19 protein-coding genes are annotated in these 17,231 nt (G+C 71.2%); 12 read left to right on the top strand and 7 right to left on the bottom strand.

What is annotated here, in order from left to right; all coding sequences use genetic code 11:
• Positions 1–901, top strand: a 901-nt coding sequence (locus VJR25_RS15990) for an AAA family ATPase (protein ID WP_324116818.1), incomplete at its 5' end; no start/stop codon positions are given.
• Between the two features lie 58 nt (positions 902–959).
• Here VJR25_RS15990 and VJR25_RS15985 read toward each other — a convergent pair.
• Positions 960–1,433: a DUF1772 domain-containing protein gene (locus VJR25_RS15985; protein ID WP_324116817.1), complete on the bottom strand. Its 474-nt coding sequence runs from the start codon at positions 1,431–1,433 to the stop codon at positions 960–962.
• A 52-nt stretch (positions 1,434–1,485) separates the two neighbouring features.
• On the opposite strand from VJR25_RS15985, the gene VJR25_RS15980 reads away from it, so the two are divergent.
• The 4 genes from VJR25_RS15980 to VJR25_RS15965 all read left to right on the top strand — a co-directional run bounded on the left by VJR25_RS15980 (position 1,486) and on the right by VJR25_RS15965 (position 4,244).
• Positions 1,486–2,052 (top strand): TetR/AcrR family transcriptional regulator, encoded by a 567-nt coding sequence (locus VJR25_RS15980; RefSeq protein WP_324116815.1) that lies wholly within the window; start codon positions 1,486–1,488, stop codon positions 2,050–2,052.
• 46 nt (positions 2,053–2,098) lie between these two features.
• The gene (locus tag VJR25_RS15975) at positions 2,099–2,494 is read left to right on the top strand and encodes a VOC family protein (protein WP_324116813.1); all 396 of its coding nucleotides are present in this window, start codon (positions 2,099–2,101) and stop codon (positions 2,492–2,494) included.
• Positions 2,495–2,571: 77 nt separating this feature from the next.
• The gene (locus VJR25_RS15970) at positions 2,572–3,129 is read left to right on the top strand and encodes an RNA polymerase sigma factor (protein WP_324116811.1); all 558 of its coding nucleotides are present in this window, start codon (positions 2,572–2,574) and stop codon (positions 3,127–3,129) included.
• A complete protein-coding gene (locus VJR25_RS15965; RefSeq protein ID WP_324116810.1) occupies positions 3,126–4,244 on the top strand; it encodes a DUF4349 domain-containing protein in 1,119 nt (372 codons plus the stop codon). The genes VJR25_RS15970 and VJR25_RS15965 overlap by 4 nt, the downstream gene beginning before the upstream one ends.
• A 17-nt stretch (positions 4,245–4,261) precedes the next feature.
• Here the strand turns inward: VJR25_RS15965 and VJR25_RS15960 are convergent, their stop codons facing one another.
• Positions 4,262–5,554, bottom strand: a complete 1,293-nt coding sequence (locus VJR25_RS15960) for an MFS transporter (protein WP_324116808.1) — start codon at positions 5,552–5,554, stop codon at positions 4,262–4,264.
• A 57-nt stretch (positions 5,555–5,611) separates the two neighbouring features.
• On the opposite strand from VJR25_RS15960, the gene VJR25_RS15955 reads away from it, so the two are divergent.
• Both VJR25_RS15955 and VJR25_RS15950 read left to right on the top strand, forming a co-directional pair.
• Positions 5,612–6,133 (top strand): helix-turn-helix domain-containing protein, encoded by a 522-nt coding sequence (locus tag VJR25_RS15955; protein WP_324116806.1) that lies wholly within the window; start codon positions 5,612–5,614, stop codon positions 6,131–6,133.
• Between the two features lie 162 nt (positions 6,134–6,295).
• Entirely contained in the window at positions 6,296–7,720 is a 1,425-nt protein-coding gene (locus tag VJR25_RS15950) for an 8-oxoguanine deaminase (protein ID WP_324116804.1), read from the top strand.
• A gap of 183 nt (positions 7,721–7,903) precedes the next feature.
• Here the strand turns inward: VJR25_RS15950 and VJR25_RS15945 are convergent, their stop codons facing one another.
• Positions 7,904–8,485 carry a nitroreductase family protein gene (locus VJR25_RS15945; protein WP_324116802.1) on the bottom strand — a complete coding sequence of 194 codons (582 nt, stop codon included), beginning with the start codon at positions 8,483–8,485 and terminating at the stop codon, positions 7,904–7,906.
• A 144-nt stretch (positions 8,486–8,629) separates the two neighbouring features.
• On the opposite strand from VJR25_RS15945, the gene VJR25_RS15940 reads away from it, so the two are divergent.
• Positions 8,630–10,411: a glycoside hydrolase family 15 protein gene (locus VJR25_RS15940; protein WP_324116801.1), complete on the top strand. Its 1,782-nt coding sequence runs from the start codon at positions 8,630–8,632 to the stop codon at positions 10,409–10,411.
• Position 10,412: 1 nt separating this feature from the next.
• Here the strand turns inward: VJR25_RS15940 and VJR25_RS15935 are convergent, their stop codons facing one another.
• Together VJR25_RS15935 and VJR25_RS15930 are read right to left on the bottom strand one after the other, a co-directional pair.
• Complete coding sequence (locus tag VJR25_RS15935; RefSeq protein ID WP_324116799.1) at positions 10,413–11,516, bottom strand: ABC transporter permease; 1,104 nt, start codon at positions 11,514–11,516, stop codon at positions 10,413–10,415.
• Positions 11,513–12,394: an ABC transporter ATP-binding protein gene (locus tag VJR25_RS15930; RefSeq protein WP_324116797.1), complete on the bottom strand. Its 882-nt coding sequence runs from the start codon at positions 12,392–12,394 to the stop codon at positions 11,513–11,515. Before VJR25_RS15930 ends, VJR25_RS15935 begins: the two co-directional genes overlap by 4 nt.
• 60 nt (positions 12,395–12,454) lie before the next feature.
• Between VJR25_RS15930 and VJR25_RS15925 the strand changes: the two genes are divergently transcribed.
• From VJR25_RS15925 to VJR25_RS15915, 3 genes are read left to right on the top strand one after another with little or no spacing between them, the layout of a single operon-like run.
• On the top strand, positions 12,455–12,898 hold the full coding sequence (locus tag VJR25_RS15925) for a VOC family protein (RefSeq protein ID WP_324116795.1): 444 nt from the start codon (positions 12,455–12,457) through the stop codon (positions 12,896–12,898).
• Positions 12,899–13,591: a helix-turn-helix domain-containing protein gene (locus VJR25_RS15920; protein WP_324116793.1), complete on the top strand. Its 693-nt coding sequence runs from the start codon at positions 12,899–12,901 to the stop codon at positions 13,589–13,591.
• Positions 13,592–13,611: 20 nt separating this feature from the next.
• The gene (locus VJR25_RS15915) at positions 13,612–14,244 is read left to right on the top strand and encodes a dihydrofolate reductase family protein (protein ID WP_324116791.1); all 633 of its coding nucleotides are present in this window, start codon (positions 13,612–13,614) and stop codon (positions 14,242–14,244) included.
• 7 nt (positions 14,245–14,251) lie between these two features.
• Here VJR25_RS15915 and VJR25_RS15910 read toward each other — a convergent pair whose 3' ends face one another.
• Together VJR25_RS15910 and VJR25_RS15905 are read right to left on the bottom strand one after the other, a co-directional pair.
• Positions 14,252–15,091, bottom strand: a complete 840-nt coding sequence (locus tag VJR25_RS15910) for an exodeoxyribonuclease III (RefSeq protein WP_324116790.1) — start codon at positions 15,089–15,091, stop codon at positions 14,252–14,254.
• A gap of 83 nt (positions 15,092–15,174) precedes the next feature.
• On the bottom strand, positions 15,175–16,779 hold the full coding sequence (locus VJR25_RS15905; protein WP_324116788.1) for an HAD family acid phosphatase: 1,605 nt from the start codon (positions 16,777–16,779) through the stop codon (positions 15,175–15,177).
• Positions 16,780–16,990: 211 nt separating this feature from the next.
• Between VJR25_RS15905 and VJR25_RS15900 the strand changes: the two genes are divergently transcribed.
• On the top strand, positions 16,991–17,231 hold a 241-nt coding region (locus VJR25_RS15900; RefSeq protein WP_324116786.1), incomplete at its 3' end, for a hypothetical protein.

Raw genomic sequence — 17,231 nt, 5'->3', positions numbered from 1 at the left:
CCTGGAGTCCGAGCTGGGCAAGCGCCTGATCGGCCAGAAGGAGGCCGTCGCCGCGGTGTCGGATGCCGTGCGCCGCTCGCGCGCGGGCATCAGCGACCCGAACCGGCCGACGGGCTCGTTCCTGTTCCTCGGTCCGACCGGTGTCGGCAAGACCGAGCTGGCGAAGGCGCTCGCCGAGTTCCTCTTCGACGACGAGCACGCCATGGTGCGCATCGACATGTCGGAGTATGGCGAGAAGCACTCCGTGGCGCGCCTGGTCGGTGCCCCTCCCGGCTACATCGGGTACGAGCAGGGCGGTCAGCTCACCGAGGCCGTGCGTCGGCGCCCCTACTCGGTGGTGCTGCTCGACGAGGTCGAGAAGGCGCACCCCGAGGTGTTCGACGTGCTGCTGCAGGTGCTCGACGACGGCCGCCTCACCGACGGCCAGGGCCGCACGGTCGACTTCACGAACGTCATCCTGATCCTCACCTCGAACCTCGGCTCGCCGATCCTCATCGATCCGACGCTGTCGATCGAGCAGCGTCGCGAGCAGGTGATGGCGCTCGTGCGCCAGGCGTTCCGGCCGGAGTTCGTCAACCGGCTCGACGACATCGTGATGTTCCAGTCGCTGAGCGAGGACGACCTCGCCCAGATCGTGGAGCTGTCCGTCGATGCCCTGCAGCAGCGGCTCCACGAGCGTCGGCTGTCGCTGGCGGTCACCCCGGACGCCCGGTCGTGGCTCGCCGAGCGCGGATACGACCCGGTGTTCGGCGCCCGGCCGCTGCGCCGGCTCATGCAGCGCGAGATCCAGGACCGCCTGGCCATGGCGCTGCTGGCCGGCCGCGTGCGCGACGGCGACACCGTGCGCGTGGATGTCGCGGCCGACGGCACCGGCCTCGTGGTCACGAGCTCCGGCGAGTAGCCCGGAACATGCGGATGCCGCGGATCCGAGGGGTCCGCGGCATCCGGCGTCTTCGGCGTCACACCAGGAGCAGCGCGACCGACAGCAGCGCGATCGCAGCGCCGAGCAGGGCGACCCGCAGCGGCAGGATCGACTCCCAGCGCGCCTGCAGGGCGCGGGTGTCGGCCGGCACCTCGTCGGCGAGGGCCGCGGCGGTCAGCGTCGCGTTGATGGGCTTGGCGACGCGGGCGTAGACGAGCAGCCAGGTCACGACGAGCACGAAGCCCACGGTCGCGAGGATGCCGGCGGGAGGCGTGCCCCACGCGAACGCGGCCGCCGCGGTTGCGGCGGTGAGGATCGTCCCGGGGATGCCGATGGCCGGCATCCTCCGGTCGGCGTAGTAGTGGCCGCGCCCGACGACCTGCACCAGCGCCCGGTCCTCGAGGTCGGCGTAGACGGAGCGCTGCACGAGCGTCCCGACGACGTCCGTGCCGAAGATCACGGCGAGGCTCAGGATGGCGAGCGTCGCGGTGATGCCGATGATGGCGGTCATGACCCCTCCTAGGGTTAGCGTTGCTAAGTGTTAGCGGTGCTAATATAGCCACGTGCCCCGATCAGCGCAAGAGACCGAGAGAATCCGTGAGCGCGAACTGCGCATCGTCCGCACGGCGCGACAGATCGCCGAGCAGGACGGCTGGTCCGCCGTCACCGTGCGCCGGCTCGCCGACGCGATCGGCGTGAGCCAGCCGATCCTCTACCGCCACTTCCCCGGCGGCCGGGACGAGATCGTCGAGCGGGTCGTCATCGACGGGTACACGGAGCTCGCCGCGGCGATGCGCGTGCCCGGCGACGGGGCGGACACGCTGCCGGCGCTCGTCGCCGCGTACCTCGCCTTCGCGCGGGAGCATCCGGCCGTGTACGAGGCGATGGCCTCCGCGCGCACGGGCATCGTCTTCGCCTCGAGCGAGACCCCGGCGATCCTCCGGGAGGGGTTCGGGATGCTGGAGCGCGCCGTCGGCGGCGAGTCCGACCGCGACCGCGCCGTCCGCGCCGAGCTGCTCTGGAGCACCCTGCACGGCATCAGCCAGTTCGCCGCGCACGATCGGCTCGACGCCGCGCTGGACGACGTGCGGGAGGATGCCGTCGCGGCCCTGTTCGCGCGGCATCCGTGACCCGCCCGCCCTGGACGCGCCGACCGCGGAGGCGGATGCTGGTCGCATGACCGCATTCGACACCTCCGCCGCGTTCTCCGGGTTCAGCGTCGACGACATCGAGGCCGCGCGCACCTTCTACGGCGAGACCCTGGGCCTCCAGGTGACCTCCGACTCGATGGGCTTCCTCGACATCCACCTGCCGCAGGGCGGCATGATCCTCGTGTACGCGAAGCCGAACCACACGCCGGCGAGCTTCACGATCCTGAACTTCCCCGTCGCCGACGTCGAGGCCGCCGTCGACGACCTCAACGCCCGGGGCGTCGTCACGAAGATCTACACCGACCCGGACTTCGGCACGGACGAGAAGGGCATCGCGCACGGCGGGCCGGGCCGCGGGCCCGACATCGCGTGGTTCACCGACCCGGCCGGCAACGTGCTGTCGGTGCTCGCCACGAGCTGACCCGGACGATTCCGAGACGATCCGGGCGCCGCCGACACTGACCTGGTGAGAGACGAAAGACTCCGCAGGAGAGACGGATGGCCGAGCGCACCGAGGACGACGCCACGCTCGCGGCACAGGCCGCGGGCGGCAGCGAGAGCGCATTCCGTGTGCTCTACCGCGCCTACGTGCGCCCGGTGTACTGGCTGGCGCACGGGCTCGTGGGCAACGCCCCCGACGCGGAGGACGTGACCCAGGAGACCTTCATGGCGGCATGGCGGAAGCTTCCCGGGCTGCAGCTCGAGAGCGACTCCCTGCTGCCCTGGCTCGCGACGATCTGCCGCTATCAGGCGGCGAACCGCATCCGCCGGCAGCGGCGCGACCGCGAGCACACCGCGGCCGCCGTGGACGAGACGGTGCCCGACACCGTCGACGTCGAGCGCCAAGTGGTGACGTCCCTGCTCGTCGAGCAGATCCTCGACGCCGTGCACGGGCTGAGCGACCTCGACCAGCAGATCTTCCGGCTGTGCGCCGCGGAGGGCTACGCCTACCAGGCGGCGGCCGACGAGCTCGGGGTGTCGCACGGGGTCGTGCGCAATCGTCTCTCGCGCATCCGCACGCAGCTGCGGACCACGACCGGGGCGGAGAGGGCATGAACGAGCAGCAGGCGGAGCGTCCGCCGCTTCCCGAACTGAGCGACGAGCGCATCGACGAGATGGAGCGGGCGCTGTTCGCGGGCATCGACAGCGAGCGGCGAGCGGCCTGGCGGGCGCAGGCGCAGCACACCGACCGGCGCCGGCTGAAGCGCCGCCGGGTCATCGGCTGGGGCTCCGCCGCGGCGATCGTGGTGATCGCGGCCGTGGCGATCGGTCCGGTCATCGCGAGCACGGTCACGCGGGGCTCCGCGGGCAGCAGCTCGCTCGGCCTCGTCGCACCGCCCGCGCAGGGACGAGGCGTGCCCGCGCCCGACACCGGCTCGACAGGCTCGGGCACCACCGGCTCCGGCAAGAGTCCCGACGGCTCGGGCTCGGCGCGCCAGATCGTCGCCACCGCGCAGGCGACCGTGCAGGTGGACGATGTCGCGGCGGCGGCGCGGACGATCGCGGCGGCCGCCCAGAAACGGGGCGGATACGTCGAGTCGATGAACGTCGGCGGAAACGGCACGCCGGTGCCGACGCCCGAGGCGACGCCGGGGGTCGCCGAGAGCTCGGTCGCGCAGGGTGGCACCATCACGGTGCGGGTGCCCGCGGCTCAGCTCACCGCCGCGATCAGCGCGCTGTCCGCGGTCGGCACCGTGCAGGCGAGCTCGATCTCGCAGCAGGACGTCACCACGCAGGCGATCGACCTGCGTGCTCAGATCGACGCGCTGCAGGCATCCGTCACGCGCCTCACCGAGCTCATGCGCAAGTCGGGCACCGTGGCCGACCTCATCGCGGCGGAGAGCGCCCTGGAGCAGCGGCAGGCGGACCTCGAGTCCGCGCGGCAGCAGCTGGCGACGCTCAGCAACCAGGTGTCGCTGTCGAGCCTCACCGTGACCCTGCTGCTGAAGCCCACTCCCGCGCAGGCGGCTCCGGCCGGATTCGGGGACGGCTTCACGGCCGGGTGGAACGGCCTGGTCGCCGTGGTCGACGGCATCATCATCGGGATCGGTTTCCTGCTGCCCTGGCTCGTGATCGCCGTGGTCGTCGCGGCGATCGTGTGGGGCATCCTGCGCTGGCGGCACCGCCGTCGTTCGCGGGTGCAGGCCGTCGTGCCCGCCGACGAGGACTGAGAGCCGGTCCCGGCGGACTACGCCGGGTTCCCGGCTCCGTCGGGCAGCTCCCGCATCGCCCAGAAGGGCCCGATCACGACGAACAGGGCGGATGCCAGCTGGCCGATCGCGCCGATCCACATCGTCGGCACGATGCCGAGCCAGGTGCCGAGGCCCCCGGAGACGAGTGACGCGATCGGCATGACGCCCCACACGACGAACCGGATCGACGCGTTCATGCGGCCGAGGAGCCGTGGCGGGGTGATCCGCTGCCGGAAGGTCACCTGCGTGATGTTGTAGACGAGCACCGTGAAGCTCATCACGAACCCCTGCACCACCAGCAGGCCGAACGCGATCTGCGGCACCATCGCCGCGACCGGCAGGAACACCGCGACCACACTGAACGAGATCGCGCTGATCGGGATCGCCGGCCCCTCGCCGAGGCGGCGCACGAGGTGCGGGGTGGCGATGGCGCCGAGCAGGCCGCCGACCGCGCCGAGCGACAGGATCACGCCCATCGTGGCCGCCGTCATGCCGAGCTCGCGCAGCAGGAAGATCGGCAGCATCGTGCCGGAGATCGTGTTGAACAGGTTCGACGTGCTGGTCGTGCCGACGATGCGCCGCAGCGCCGGATTGCCGAACACCCACCGCAGACCCTCGGCGATCTCATGTCGCAGCGGCTCGTGCTCGTGCGCGGGGCGGGGCCGCTCATGGTCCCGCGTGAACGACAGGGCCGCGAAGGATGCCGCGTACGTGCACGCCGTGGTGATCATCGCGAACGGCGCCGACACCAGACCGATGAGCCCGCCGGCGATCGCGGGCCCGGTGAGGTGCGCCACCTGGGCCGTCGCCTCGAGCTTGCCGTTCGCCTCGGCGATCTGATCCGTGCGCACGAGCGAGGGGATGACGCTCTGATACGAGACGTCGAAGAACACCGTCGCCACGCCGATCACGAACGCGACCGCGTAGAGCTGCCAGATGTGCAGCAGGCCCAGCGCCCACAGTGCCGGGATGGCGGCCAGGGCCGCCGCCCGCACGACGTCCGCCGCGATCATGACGTGCCGCTTGCGCATCCGGTCGATCCAGGCGCCCGCGGGCAGGCCGATGAGCAGGAACGCCGCCAGCCCCGAGGCATCCAGCACCCCCACCTCGAATGCGGTCGAGTGCAGCAGCACGACCGCGAGCACCGGGATGCCCAGCAGCGACACCTGCTCGCCGAACTGGCTGAGGGCCTGCCCGCTCCACATCGTGAGGAAGTTGCCGTCGTGCCAGAGGGACCCCTTGCGGACCTCCGCGACGACCTCGCCCTCGGGGTCGACTGATCCGGCCATGTCCACCAGTCTGAGCGAGTGATTGAGAAGTGTCAATCACTCGGTTACGGTGTGCTCATGACGGATGCGGCGGAGGATGCGGCGTGGGTCGAGAAGGCCGCGCGCGCCCTGAGCTCACCGCTGCGGCTGCGCGTGCTGCGCCTGTGCCGCTTCGAGGCGCGCACCAACAAGGAGCTGGCGCAGCTGCTGGACGTGAACCCCGGCACGATGCTGCACCACGTCCGCACCCTCGTGGAGGCCGGGATGCTGGCCGCGCAGGAGGAACGGGTGGGAGCCCGCGGCGCCCGCGAGGTGCCGTACCTCGCGACCGGGCTGTCATGGCACGCGCCCCGCGCCGCGAACCAGTCGGTCGTGCTGATCGAGACCATGCGGCAGCAGCTCGAAGGCGTCGACCCCGAGGCGGTGCACGTCAGCTGGCTGGGGCTGCGGCTGGACGCCGGGCACCGGACCGAGCTCGAGCAGCGCATCCGGCAGTTGCTCGAGGAATACGCGGCCCGTGCCCCCGACCCGGGCGGCGAGCCGATGTCGCTCGTGATCGTGATGCACCCCGAGGACAACCCGCCGTCGGCGCGGGCGTGAATCCGCCGGGAGCGGACCGGCGCGCGTTGACGGGCGGCATCCGGCCCTGGTATCCATGAGTCACGACCGCGTGCGCGCGGAGTCCTGGATCAGCAGACAGGCGGATTGAGCTGGCCCCGCGAGGCCGGCACCGGGTCGGCCCCTGATCCGAGGAGTCCGCCCATGTCCGAAGCAGCACCGTCCGAAGCAGCAGCGTCCGCAGCATCCGCGTCGCCCGCCGCGCAGCCCGCTCTCTGGTTGAAGAATCCGCTCGCGATCCACACGCCGGCCGGCGTCGACGCCCGCGGCGGCCTGGTCATCCGCGACGGCAGGATCGTCGAGACCGTGTCCTCCGGCGCCACCCCGGCGACGCCGTACGACGAGGTGTACGACGCGTCCCGTCACGTCGTCACACCGGGGCTCGTGAACACGCACCACCACTTCTACCAGACCCTCACCCGCGCCTGGACGCCGGTCGTGTCGGCCGAGCTCTTCCCCTGGCTGAAGGGGCTGTACGGCCTCTGGGCCGGGCTCACCCCGCGCGACCTGGAGCTCGCGACGACCGTCGCGCTGGCCGAGCTGCTGCTGTCCGGCTGCACCACCGCGGCCGACCACCACTACCTGTTCCCGGCCGGGCTCGACGACGGCATCGACGTGCAGGTGGACGTCGTCCGCCGCCTCGGCATGCGTGCGACGCTCACCCGCGGCTCGATGTCGCTGGGCGAGGAGGACGGCGGCCTGCCGCCGCAGCGCACGGTGCAGGAGGCCGAGGTCATCCTCGCCGACAGCCGGCGCCTGGTGGACGCGTACCACGAGCGCGGCGACGGCGCCGTCGTGCAGATCGCCCTGGCGCCGTGCTCGCCGTTCTCGGTGACCACCGACCTCATGCGCGAGACGGCGGCGCTCGCCGACGAGCTCGACGTGCGGCTGCACACGCACCTCGCCGAGACCATCGACGAGGAGGACTTCTGCCGCGAGATGTTCGGCCTGCGCACCGTCGACTACCTGGAGTCGGTCGGGTGGCTGGGGGACCGCACGTGGCTCGCCCACGGCATCCACTTCGACGACAGCGAGATCGCGCGGCTCGGCGCCGCCGGGGCATCCGTCGCGCACTGCCCCATGTCGAACATGCGACTGGCGTCCGGCATCGCCCGCGGCATCGAGCTCGAGGATGCCGGCGTCAACGTCGGCATCGGCGTGGACGGCTCGGCCTCCAACGACGCGTCGAACATGATCCAGGAGGTGCGTCAGGCGCTGTACATCCAGCGGCTGCGGTACGGCGCCGCGTCCATCACCCCGGAGCGGGCCCTGGACTGGGCGACGAAAGGCTCGGCACGTGCGCTCGGCCGCACCGACATCGGCACGCTGGAGGTCGGCATGCAGGCCGACCTCGCCATGTTCACCCTCGACGACCTGCGGTTCTCCGGCGCGCACGACCCGCTCGCCGCGATCGTGCTGTGCGGGGCGGAGCGGGCCGACCGGGTGATGGTCGGCGGCACCTGGCGGGTCACCGACGGGGCCATCGTGGGGCTCGACGTGCCCCAGCTGATCGCCCACCACTCCGAGGCCGCCCGCGCCCTGCTGGCCGGCCACACCTCCGGTCGTTGAGCTCCCCGCCCCCGGTCGTTGAGCGAGCTCCCCGCCCCCGGTCGTTGAGCGAGCTTCCCGCCCCCGGTCGTTGAGCGAGCGAAGCGAGACGAAACGCAGAAACGACGAAACGCACTGAGCCCGCTCGGGGGTCAGTGCGTTTCGTCTCGTCGCTGCGCTCCTCGCTCAACGACCGGGGTGTCGTCAGTCGTCGACGATGACCGAGTCGGCGACGGCGCGGCGCTCGCGGGGGGCGTTCTCGCGCTGCTGCAGCTCCTCGGAGGCGGCGCGGATGTCGCCGAGCTCGCCGATCGCCATGACGGTGACCGGGGTGAAGTCGGCGGACAGCTCGAAGCCGGCGGAGATGGCGTCGCGGTCGAACCCGCCCATCTGGTGGGTCGACAGGCCGGCGGCGTGAGCCTGGACGGTGAAGTGCGCGGCGACCTGGCCGGTGTCGTACTGGGCCCAGATCATCGGCTCGCCGTCGCGGGTCGTCTCGGCGACGAACACGACCAGAGCGGCGGCGTCGCCCGCCCACGCGGCGTTGAAGCCCATGAGGCTCTCGAGCACCTTCGCGTGCGCAGCGCTGCCGCGACGAGCCACGATCACGCGCCACGGCTGCGTGTTCGCGGCGGTGGGGGCCCAGCGGGCGGCCTCGAGGGCGCTGGCCAGGGCGGCCTCGTCGATGACCGACGTCGCGTCGAAGATGCGGGTGCTCCAGCGCTCGGCGAGCACGTCGATGATGGGGGCCTCGGTGTCGGCCGTGCGGTCGATGGCGATGCTCATGCGTTTGCCTTTCAGCAGAGGGGGAAGATTGTCGGGACGCCGTCGGCCCACTCCCATGCAACCGCATGCACCTGAGGGCTATTCCCAGACTGGACGGATGTCAACGGGTGGGCCGACGTCGGGGCCACGACTACGCTGGCGATCGTGGTGACCCCGATCGAGGACTATGCCCTGCTCAGCGACTGCCGCACCGCCGCCCTCGTCTCGCGCGAGGGCAGCATCGACTGGCTGTGCGTCCCCCGCTTCGACTCGCCGTCGGTGTTCGGCGCCCTCCTCGGCGGCCCCGACCAGGGGCGGTGGAGCCTGCGGCCGGCGGATGCCGCAGCGATCGCGTCCCGGCGCTACGACGGCGACACCTTCCTGCTGATCACCCGCTGGGAGACGCCCACCGGCGTCGCCGAGGTGCACGACATCATGCCCGTCGACTCCCACCGCCACGACGTCATCCGCCGCATCGACGTGCTGCGGCGCGTGGTCGGCATCAGCGGCGAAGTCGTCTTCGACCACGAGCTGCGCGTGCGGTTCGACTACAGCCGCTCCCTGCCGTGGATGCGGCAGACCGGCAACCGCGCCGAGCCCGAGCTCACCGCGATCGCCGGGCCGGACGCGCTCGTCGTGCGCGGAGCCGAGCTGCGCGCGGACGACCATCGCCACCGCGGGCAGGTCACGGTGCGGGAGGGCGAGCGGGCGGACATCACGCTGACGTGGCATCCGTCCCACCGCAAGGCTCCGGCACCGCTCGACGCCGATGCCGCGCACGCGTCCACCCGCGCCTGGTGGGAGGACTGGGCCGGGCGCATCGACCACGACGGCCCCTTCGAGGCGTCCGTGGTGCGCTCCCTGCTGGTGCTGCGCGCTCTGAGCCACCGCGACACGGGTGGCATCGTCGCGGCTCCGACGACCTCTCTGCCGGAGCAGTTCGGCGGCGCGCGCAACTGGGACTACCGGTACGTGTGGCTGCGGGATGCCGCCCTCACCCTGCAGGCGCTCCTCGAGCACGGGTTCGTCGGCGTGGCGCACCACTGGCGGGAATGGCTGCTGCGCGCCATCGCCGGGGATGCCGCCGACATGCAGATCGTCTACGGCATCGCGGGCGAGCGCGAGATCGGGGAGCGCGAGCTGACGTCGCTGCCCGGCTATGACGGAGCCGTTCCCGTGCGGGTCGGCAACGGGGCGTCCGGCCAGTATCAGGCGGACGTCGTGGGCGAGGTGATGCTGGCGCTCGCCGCCGCGCGGGATGCCGGGCTCGAGGAGTCGCACTACTCCTGGCCGATGGAGCGCGCGCTGCTCCGCCACGCGGGCGAGCAGCTCGACGAGCCGGACAACGGCATCTGGGAGATCCGCGGGGAGCCCCGGCATTTCACCCACTCGCGGGTGATGATGTGGGCGGCGTTCGACCGCGGCATCCGCGCCGTCGAGGAGCACGGACTGTCCGGTCCCGTCGACCAGTGGCGCCGGCGCCGCGCCACCCTGCAGGCCGCGATCGACGCGGACGGGGTGGCCGACGGGCGCTTCGTGCAGCACGACGCGACGACCGAGGTGGATGCCTCGCTGCTGCTGATCCCGCAGGTCGGCTACTGTGCGGCCGACGACCCGCGGATGCTCGCCACGGTCGCCGAGATCGAGCGCACCCTGATGCGCGACGGCCTGGTGCGCCGCTACCGCACGGACACCGGGGTGGACGGGCTCGACGGCGACGAGCATCCGTTCCTGGCGTGCTCGTTCTGGCTGGTGCAGCAGTATGCGGCCAGCGGCAGGCGCGACGACGCCACGGCCCTGATGGAGCGCCTGTGCGGCCTGGCGAACGACGTCGGGCTGCTCAGCGAGGAGTACGACGTCGAGCACGGCCGACACGTCGGCAACACGCCCCAGGCGTTCTCGCACCTGGCGCTCGTGCGGGCCGCGGACGCGCTCGCCGGCGCCTGACTCAGCGGCCCAGCGCCTCGGCGAGCTTGACCCGCGCGCCCATCCGCAGCAGCGAGTTGCGGTAGATGCGCGAGCCGATCCGGATCGCTCCGGCGCACGTGGCGACGAGGATGACGAGCGAGAGCACCGGCTCCCACCCCTGCGCGTCGCCGAGGTAGATGCGCAGCGGCATCGCGACCGGCGCCGAGAACGGCACGTACGACATGACGCCGAGCACCACCGGGTTGCTGTTGAAGATCAGCACCAGCACGTACGGCAGCAGGATCAGCATCGACAGCGGGGCGATCGTCGCGCCGACATCCTCCTGGCGGGACACCATCGCGCCCGCAGCGGAGAAGAGGGCGGCGAGCAGCACGAAGCCGAACAGGAAGAACACGGCGAACCAGACGAGGGGCCCCGCGAGCCCGGTGAGCACCACCCCCTGCCCGGTGATGCTCAGCCCGATGGCAGCGACCGCGACGAGCAGCAGGATCTGCCCCATCGCGAGGATCGTGTTGCCGATGACCTTGCCGGTCAGGAGCGTGCGCACGGGGATCGCCGAGATGAGGATCTCCACGACGCGCGTCGATTTCTCCTCGACGACGCTCTGCGCGATGGTGCTGCCGAACATGCTCGCGGCCATGAAGAACACCACGCCGAACCCGAGCGCGACGAGGTAGCGGAGGATGTCGTTGTGCCCGCTGTGGTCGAGCAGCTGCACGCGCGGCGTCTTCGCGAGGGCCTGCAGGAGCGCCGCGGGGGCGTCGGTCTTGGCGATCACGGCGTAGCCGAAGCCGTCGCCCGATGCGGCATCCGGGATCAGGGCCGCGTCGACCGCGCCGGATCTCACCAGGGCGACGGCGTCGTCGGGTGTCGCCACCTCGGTGACCTTCAGCGCGGCGATGCCGTCGACCGCGGATGCCGTGGTGCTCGTCACGGCGACGGGCGTCTTGGGCGGGCTGGCGGCGGTGAGGCCGCCCCACACCACCCCGCCGAGCAGGAGCAGCACCAGCACGAGGGTGGAGATGACGAACACCTTGCTGCGCAGCTTCGAGCCGATCTCGCGCTGGGCGACGAGCCAGACCGCCGCGCCGGCGCTCGGGACCTCGGGGACGGATGCGGTCATCGGATGACCTCCTTGAAGATCTCGGCGAGCGAGGGATGCCGCGGAGCGAAGCTGTGCACGTCGCCGCGGGCCACGGCCTGCTGCAGCGCACTCTGCGCGGCATCCGGATCGGCGTCGAACAGGGCGCGTCCGCCGACCTGGTCGACCACCTGGATGCCGGGCTGGGAGCGCAGCCAGGCGGTGTCGGCCGCGGCACGCAGCTCGTACCGGCGCCCCGCGTGCCGGGCGCGCAGGGCGTCCGTCGACCCGGTCGCCCGGATCGTGCCGTCCGCGATGATGACGAGGTCGTCGCACAGGCGCTCCACGACGTCGAGCTGATGCGACGAGAACAGCACGGCGACGCCCCGCGCCGCGCGTTGCTGCAGCACTCCGGCGACGACGTCCACGGCGAGCGGGTCCAGGCCCGAGAACGGCTCGTCGAGCAGCAGCACCTCGGGTTCGTGCACGAGGGCCGCGGCGATCTGCGCCCGCTGCTGGTTGCCGAGGGACAGGGTCTCGACGTTGTCCCTGAGCCGCTCGCCCAGGCCGAGTTCGGTGAGCAGGGCCTCCGCCTTCGCGACCGCGGCGGTCTTGGCGAATCCGTGCAGGCGGGCGAGGTAGGCGATGTGCTCGCCGATCTTCATCTTGGGGTAGAGGCCGCGCTCTTCGGGCATGTAGCCGAACCGGCGACGGTCGTCCGGGGTCAGCGCGGCGCCGTCGAGCGACACGGTGCCGCCGTCGGAGGCCAGCACCCCGAGCGCGATGCGCATCGTGGTCGTCTTGCCCGCTCCGTTGCCGCCGACGAATCCCGTGAGCCGGCCCGGCAGCACGTCGAAGCCGACGTCGTCGAGCACACGGTGCGTGCCGTAGCTCTTGGTGATCCCCCGGAGTTGCAGCATGCTCCAAAGCTAGCGAACTTGCTATTGACAAGCTTGCTTGTTATTTGCAAGTATGGCGCTATGAGCACGAACATCTTCGTCAACCTCGCCACCGACGACCTCGAGCGCAGCAAGGCGTTCTACACGGCCCTCGGTGCGGGCATCAATCCGCTGTTCACCGACGAGAACGCCGCGTGCATCGTGTGGGACGACAACGTCTACTTCATGGTGCTGCGCCGCGACTTCTTCTCGTCGTTCACCGACAAGGCCGTCGCCGACGCGAAGACCACCGCGCAGGTGCTCGTGGCGATGAGCCGCGACTCGCGCGACGACGTCGACTCCGTCGTCGAGGCGGGCCTCGCCGCGGGCGGCTCCGAGCCGCGTCCGGCCACCGACCTCGGCTTCATGTACAACCGCGACCTCGAGGACCCGGACGGCAACATCCTCGAGTTCCTCTACATGGACCCGGCCGCGGCCGAGCAGGGCCCCGAGGCGTACCTGGCCGAGCAGCAGGCGAACGCGTAAGTGGCATCCCGCAGCTACGGGCAGTACTGCGGGGTCACCACGGCCGTCGAGCTGATCGGGGAGCGGTGGGCGCTGCTCATCGTGCGCGATCTGCTCGTCGGCCCGCGGCGCTACACCGACCTCAAGCAGGGGCTGCCGAAGATCCCCACCAACATCCTCTCCACGCGGCTAAAGGAGCTGCAGGAGGGCGGCGTCGTGCGCCGCGTGCCGGTGATGAACTGCGGCCTCGTCTACGAGCTGACGCCGTACGGGCGCGCGCTCGAGCCGATCGTGCTCGCGCTCGGCCGGTGGGGGTTCCAGGCGATGGGCGATCCCGACCCCGAAGACGTCGTGACCGCAGACTCGCTGACGATGGCGCTGCGCACGGCGTACCGGCCGGATGCCGCCACCCCGGCCGACTACGAGCTGCACGTCGGCGACGTCGCCCTGCGCGTGCAGGTGACCGGCGAGGGACTGTCCGTGACGCAGCTCGCCCCGCCCGCGCCGCCGGTGGGCGGCCGGATGCCGGACGGCGACCCACAGGTCGTGGTCGCGGCGACGCCCGGCATCCGGCATGTCATCTCTGGTGAGCTGTCGCCGCAGGATGCCGTCTCCACCGGCGTGCTGCACGTGCTCGACGGGGACCCCTCGCTGCTCGACGGGTTTGCGCGTACGTTCCATATCGACGGAGGGCTCACCGCGCTCGCGGCATGAGCCTGCGGAAGGAGACCACCATGACCGGTCGCATCAGCATCGATCTGTTCACCACCCTCGACGGCGTCGCCCAGGCGCCGGGAGGACCCGAGGAGGACACCTCCGGGGCGTTCCCGTGGGGCGGCTGGCAGGCGCCTCTGTTCGACGAGATGGTCGGCCGGTCGGTCGATCAGGGCATGCAGACGATGGACGCCCTGCTGCTCGGTCGTCGCACGTACGACATCTTCGCGGCGTACTGGCCGAACCACACCACGGGACCGGAGGGGCCGATCGGGCAGCTGTTCGACCGCATCCCGAAGTACGTGGCCTCGCGCGGCACACCGGAGCTCGGCTGGCAGGGCAGCACGCAGCTCGGCGCCGACATCGCGGCCGAGATCGCGACGCTGCGCGAGCGGCACGCGGACGTGCACGTGATCGGCAGCGTGGACCTCGTGCAGACCCTGCTCGCGCAGCAGCTGTTCGACGTGCTCACGCTGTGGGTCTACCCGGTCGTGCTCGGCCAGGGCAAGAAGGTGTTCCCCGACGGGGCTGCACCGGCCGCGCTGCGCCTGCTGGAGCCGCCCGTCTCGGGCGGCGCCGGTGCTGTGCAGCTGCGCTACGCCCCCGCCGGAGTTCCGACCACGGGCGACATGACCGAGTCGCTCAACCGCTAGCGGGTCGTCACCAGAACATCGGGCGGTCGTCGTCGTCCTCGGCCGCGAAGTCGAGGTCGACGACCACCGGGACGTGGTCGCTGGGGATCTCGCCCTTGCGCTCGTTGCGGTGGATGGCGGCGCCCGTCACGGCATCCGCGAAGGGGTGCGAGCCGAGGATGAAGTCGATGCGCAGCCCCTCGTTGCGCGGGAAGCGCAGCTGCTTGTAGTCCCAGTACGTGTACCCGCTCGGCACGAGCGGGCGCACGGTGTCCGCCATGCCCACGTCGAGCAGCGTCTGGAACGCCTGCCGCTCGAGGGGGGACACGTGGGTGGTCGCGCCGACGACCACCGTGGGGTCTCCGTTGTCCTCGTCGGTCGGGGCGATGTTGAAGTCGCCCACGAAGCTCAGCGGCAGCTCGGGGTGCGATGCGATCGTGCTCTGCGCGTAGTCGGTGAGGGCGGCCAGCCAGTCGAGCTTGTACTGGTAGTGCGGGTCGTCGAGGGAGCGGCCGTTGGGCACGTAGAGGCTCCAGACCTCGACCCCGTCGATCGTGGCACCGATCGCGCGGGCCTCCTGCGGGGCATCCGGACCCTCGTGGCCCTTGGCGAACCCGGGCATGCCCGGGAACGCGGTGCGCACGTCGTCGATGGGCAGACGGCTCGCGATCGCGACGCCGTTCCACTGGTTCAGGCCGTGCGCGTGCACCTCGTAGCCGGCCGCCTCGAACGGCTCGTAGGGGAACTGCTCGGGCTTGCACTTGATCTCCTGCATCGCCAGCACGTCGATGTGCTCGCGCACCGCGAAGTCGACGGTCCGGACGACGCGGGCGCGGATCGAGTTGACGTTCCAGGTGGCAAGACGCATGGCATCCAGCCTAGAAGAGGGGTGCGACATCCCCGTTCCCGCTCGTCGGGCGGGGGACCCTCGCCCGACGAGCGGAAGACGCGCTACGGCAGGTAGTACGTCGGGTTGGGCAGCTTCACCGTCGAGTCGGAGAATCCGCCGATCAAGTCGCTGAACTGGTCGCCGAAGCTGCCGATGATCCGATATCCCTGCGCCTCCACATGGGCGCGCACCGCCGACTTGTACTGGATGGTCGTGCACGTGCCGGTCTGGCAGGCGGTGCCGTCGAAGTACGCCGGGGGAGTGGAGCCCTTCACGAACTTGGTGTAGTAGTTCGCGGACGTGAACTGCGTGTAGCCGACCTTCGCGAGGTTCGCGAGCGTGGCATCCTTCTGCGTGTCGTTGCGACCGGTGAGCCCGACCACCGTGCAGCCGGCGGCGCCCACGGCGTTGACGAGCGAGACCATCCCGGGCGTCGCCGGGAAGCGGCCCGGCTGCACCCAGTCGTCGTTCTGCACGACCGGGTCGAACGTGAAGTGCATCGCGTTGTCCTCCATGTCGTACGTCCACAGCGTGGTGTCGTCCGCATCGAAGACGATCGCCGGCTTCGCGCCCGCGCGCGCCATCCGGCGGCACTCGGTCACGTAGGTGTTGGTCACCTGGCGGGTCAGCGCGGTCATCTCGCTGATGTACGGCGAGCGCGTCTTGTTCGCGATGCCCGTCGCGTCGGCGTTGTAGTAGGCGCGGATGGTCGCCTTGACCGAATCGATGTTCGGGATGCCCTCGCCACCGGCGGTGAGGCCGCTGGATCCGTCCGGTTTCATCGTGAAGTGCGTGCGGGGCGCGAGCTTCGGCTCCGTGAGGCCGGGCAGGTCGGGGCTCGGCAGATAGTAGGTCGGGTTCGGCAGCTTGAGACGGGCATCCGAGTACCCGCCCTGCAGGTCGCTGAACTGGTCGCCGATGTTGAGCGCGATGTCGTAGCCGAGGTCCTGCTCGATGTGCTTGCGCGTGTTCGCCTTGAACTCGACGGTGGTGCACGTGGCCGTCGCGCAGGTCACGTACGAGGGCTGCCGGCCGGTCGCCCACTTGGTGAAGAAGCGGTCCGCGGTGAAGCCCTCGTAGCCGAGGTTGTCGAGGTTCGCGAGCGTGGCGTCCTTCTGCGCGGCGCTTCGGCCCGTGATGCCGAACACCGTGTAGCCCTTCGCGACGACCGCGTCGACGAAGTCCACCATGCCGGGAGTCGCCGGGAACTTCTCGCCCTGCACCCAGACGTCCTGCAGAGCGGGGTCGAAGGTGAAGTGCATGGCGTTGTCCTCCATGTCGTAGGTCCACAGCGTGGTGTCGTCCGAGTCGAAGACGACGGCCTTCTTCGCCGCCGGGTCGACCGCCGGCAGCGCGGCGAGCGCGGTCGCCTCGATCTGCTCCAGCTGCGTGATGTACGGCGAGGTCGTCTTGTCGGCGATGCCGGCCGAGGTCGCGTTGTAGTAGGCGCGGACGGTGGCCTTCACCGAGTCGATGTTCGGGATGCCGGACCCGCGTGCGGTGAGCCCGCTGGAGCCGTCCGCGGCCATCACGAAGTGCGTGTTCGGGGTGAGCCGGCCCTCCGGCCCGTGGCGGGGGACGGCGTCGGCCGGTCCGGCGATCGAGACGGCGGTGAGCGCGGCGGCGGCGATCGCGATGACGGTCGCCTGGCGTCGGGAGATGCGCATGAGACTCCTTCGTTCTGCGGCGCAGCGCGGTGGGGCACGGGTGGTGCACAGGTCGCGCTGGGGATGCTGTCAGCATTCCACCGCGCCGCCGTCACCGCCAGTGCGCTCTCGCCGCCGGAATTCGGAGAAGCGCGGCCTTCGCGGATGCCGCGGGTCGGCGGCATCCGAGATCAGCGGGACTCTCCGTCATCCCGGCGCGTATCCCGGCGGGATGCGGGGATGGACCGAGCTGACGGCGCGGGTGCGCGCGCGGCTCGATGCGGGGCACGCCGCGCTCGCCGTGGCGCTGGTCGCCGCGAGCAGCCGGCTGTTCCTGGAGCTGCACGCCACCCCGGTGGCGCTGCTGGCGGTCGTGTTCGTGGTCCTGTTCGCGCTGCTGGTCGCATGCACGGTGCAGGCGGCCCGGGCATCCGGATGGCTCGCCGCCCCCGCCTCCGACGAGGCTCCCCGCC

It is taken from the genome of Microbacterium sp., from assembly GCF_035277845.1.
Lineage (GTDB): Bacteria > Actinomycetota > Actinomycetes > Actinomycetales > Microbacteriaceae > Microbacterium.
Note: the sequence above shows the minus strand (reverse complement) of the source record. Positions and strands in the feature narration are given on the sequence as shown.

What these genes read in the sequence shown, in the direction of transcription:
- VJR25_RS15985 (WP_324116817.1), bottom strand. Translation starts at nt 1,433, where the DNA reads ATGACCGCCATCATCGGCATCACCGCGACGCTCGCCATCCTGAGCCTC.
- VJR25_RS15975 (WP_324116813.1), top strand. Translation starts at nt 2,099, where the DNA reads ATGACCGCATTCGACACCTCCGCCGCGTTCTCCGGGTTCAGCGTCGAC.
- VJR25_RS15970 (WP_324116811.1), top strand. Translation starts at nt 2,572, where the DNA reads ATGGCCGAGCGCACCGAGGACGACGCCACGCTCGCGGCACAGGCCGCG.
- VJR25_RS15965 (WP_324116810.1), top strand. Translation starts at nt 3,126, where the DNA reads ATGAACGAGCAGCAGGCGGAGCGTCCGCCGCTTCCCGAACTGAGCGAC.
- VJR25_RS15960 (WP_324116808.1), bottom strand. Translation starts at nt 5,554, where the DNA reads ATGGCCGGATCAGTCGACCCCGAGGGCGAGGTCGTCGCGGAGGTCCGC.
- VJR25_RS15955 (WP_324116806.1), top strand. Translation starts at nt 5,612, where the DNA reads ATGACGGATGCGGCGGAGGATGCGGCGTGGGTCGAGAAGGCCGCGCGC.
- VJR25_RS15950 (WP_324116804.1), top strand. Translation starts at nt 6,296, where the DNA reads ATGTCCGAAGCAGCACCGTCCGAAGCAGCAGCGTCCGCAGCATCCGCG.
- VJR25_RS15945 (WP_324116802.1), bottom strand. Translation starts at nt 8,485, where the DNA reads ATGAGCATCGCCATCGACCGCACGGCCGACACCGAGGCCCCCATCATC.
- VJR25_RS15935 (WP_324116799.1), bottom strand. Translation starts at nt 11,516, where the DNA reads ATGACCGCATCCGTCCCCGAGGTCCCGAGCGCCGGCGCGGCGGTCTGG.
- VJR25_RS15930 (WP_324116797.1), bottom strand. Translation starts at nt 12,394, where the DNA reads ATGCTGCAACTCCGGGGGATCACCAAGAGCTACGGCACGCACCGTGTG.
- VJR25_RS15925 (WP_324116795.1), top strand. Translation starts at nt 12,455, where the DNA reads ATGAGCACGAACATCTTCGTCAACCTCGCCACCGACGACCTCGAGCGC.
- VJR25_RS15915 (WP_324116791.1), top strand. Translation starts at nt 13,612, where the DNA reads ATGACCGGTCGCATCAGCATCGATCTGTTCACCACCCTCGACGGCGTC.
- VJR25_RS15910 (WP_324116790.1), bottom strand. Translation starts at nt 15,091, where the DNA reads ATGCGTCTTGCCACCTGGAACGTCAACTCGATCCGCGCCCGCGTCGTC.
- VJR25_RS15905 (WP_324116788.1), bottom strand. Translation starts at nt 16,779, where the DNA reads ATGCGCATCTCCCGACGCCAGGCGACCGTCATCGCGATCGCCGCCGCC.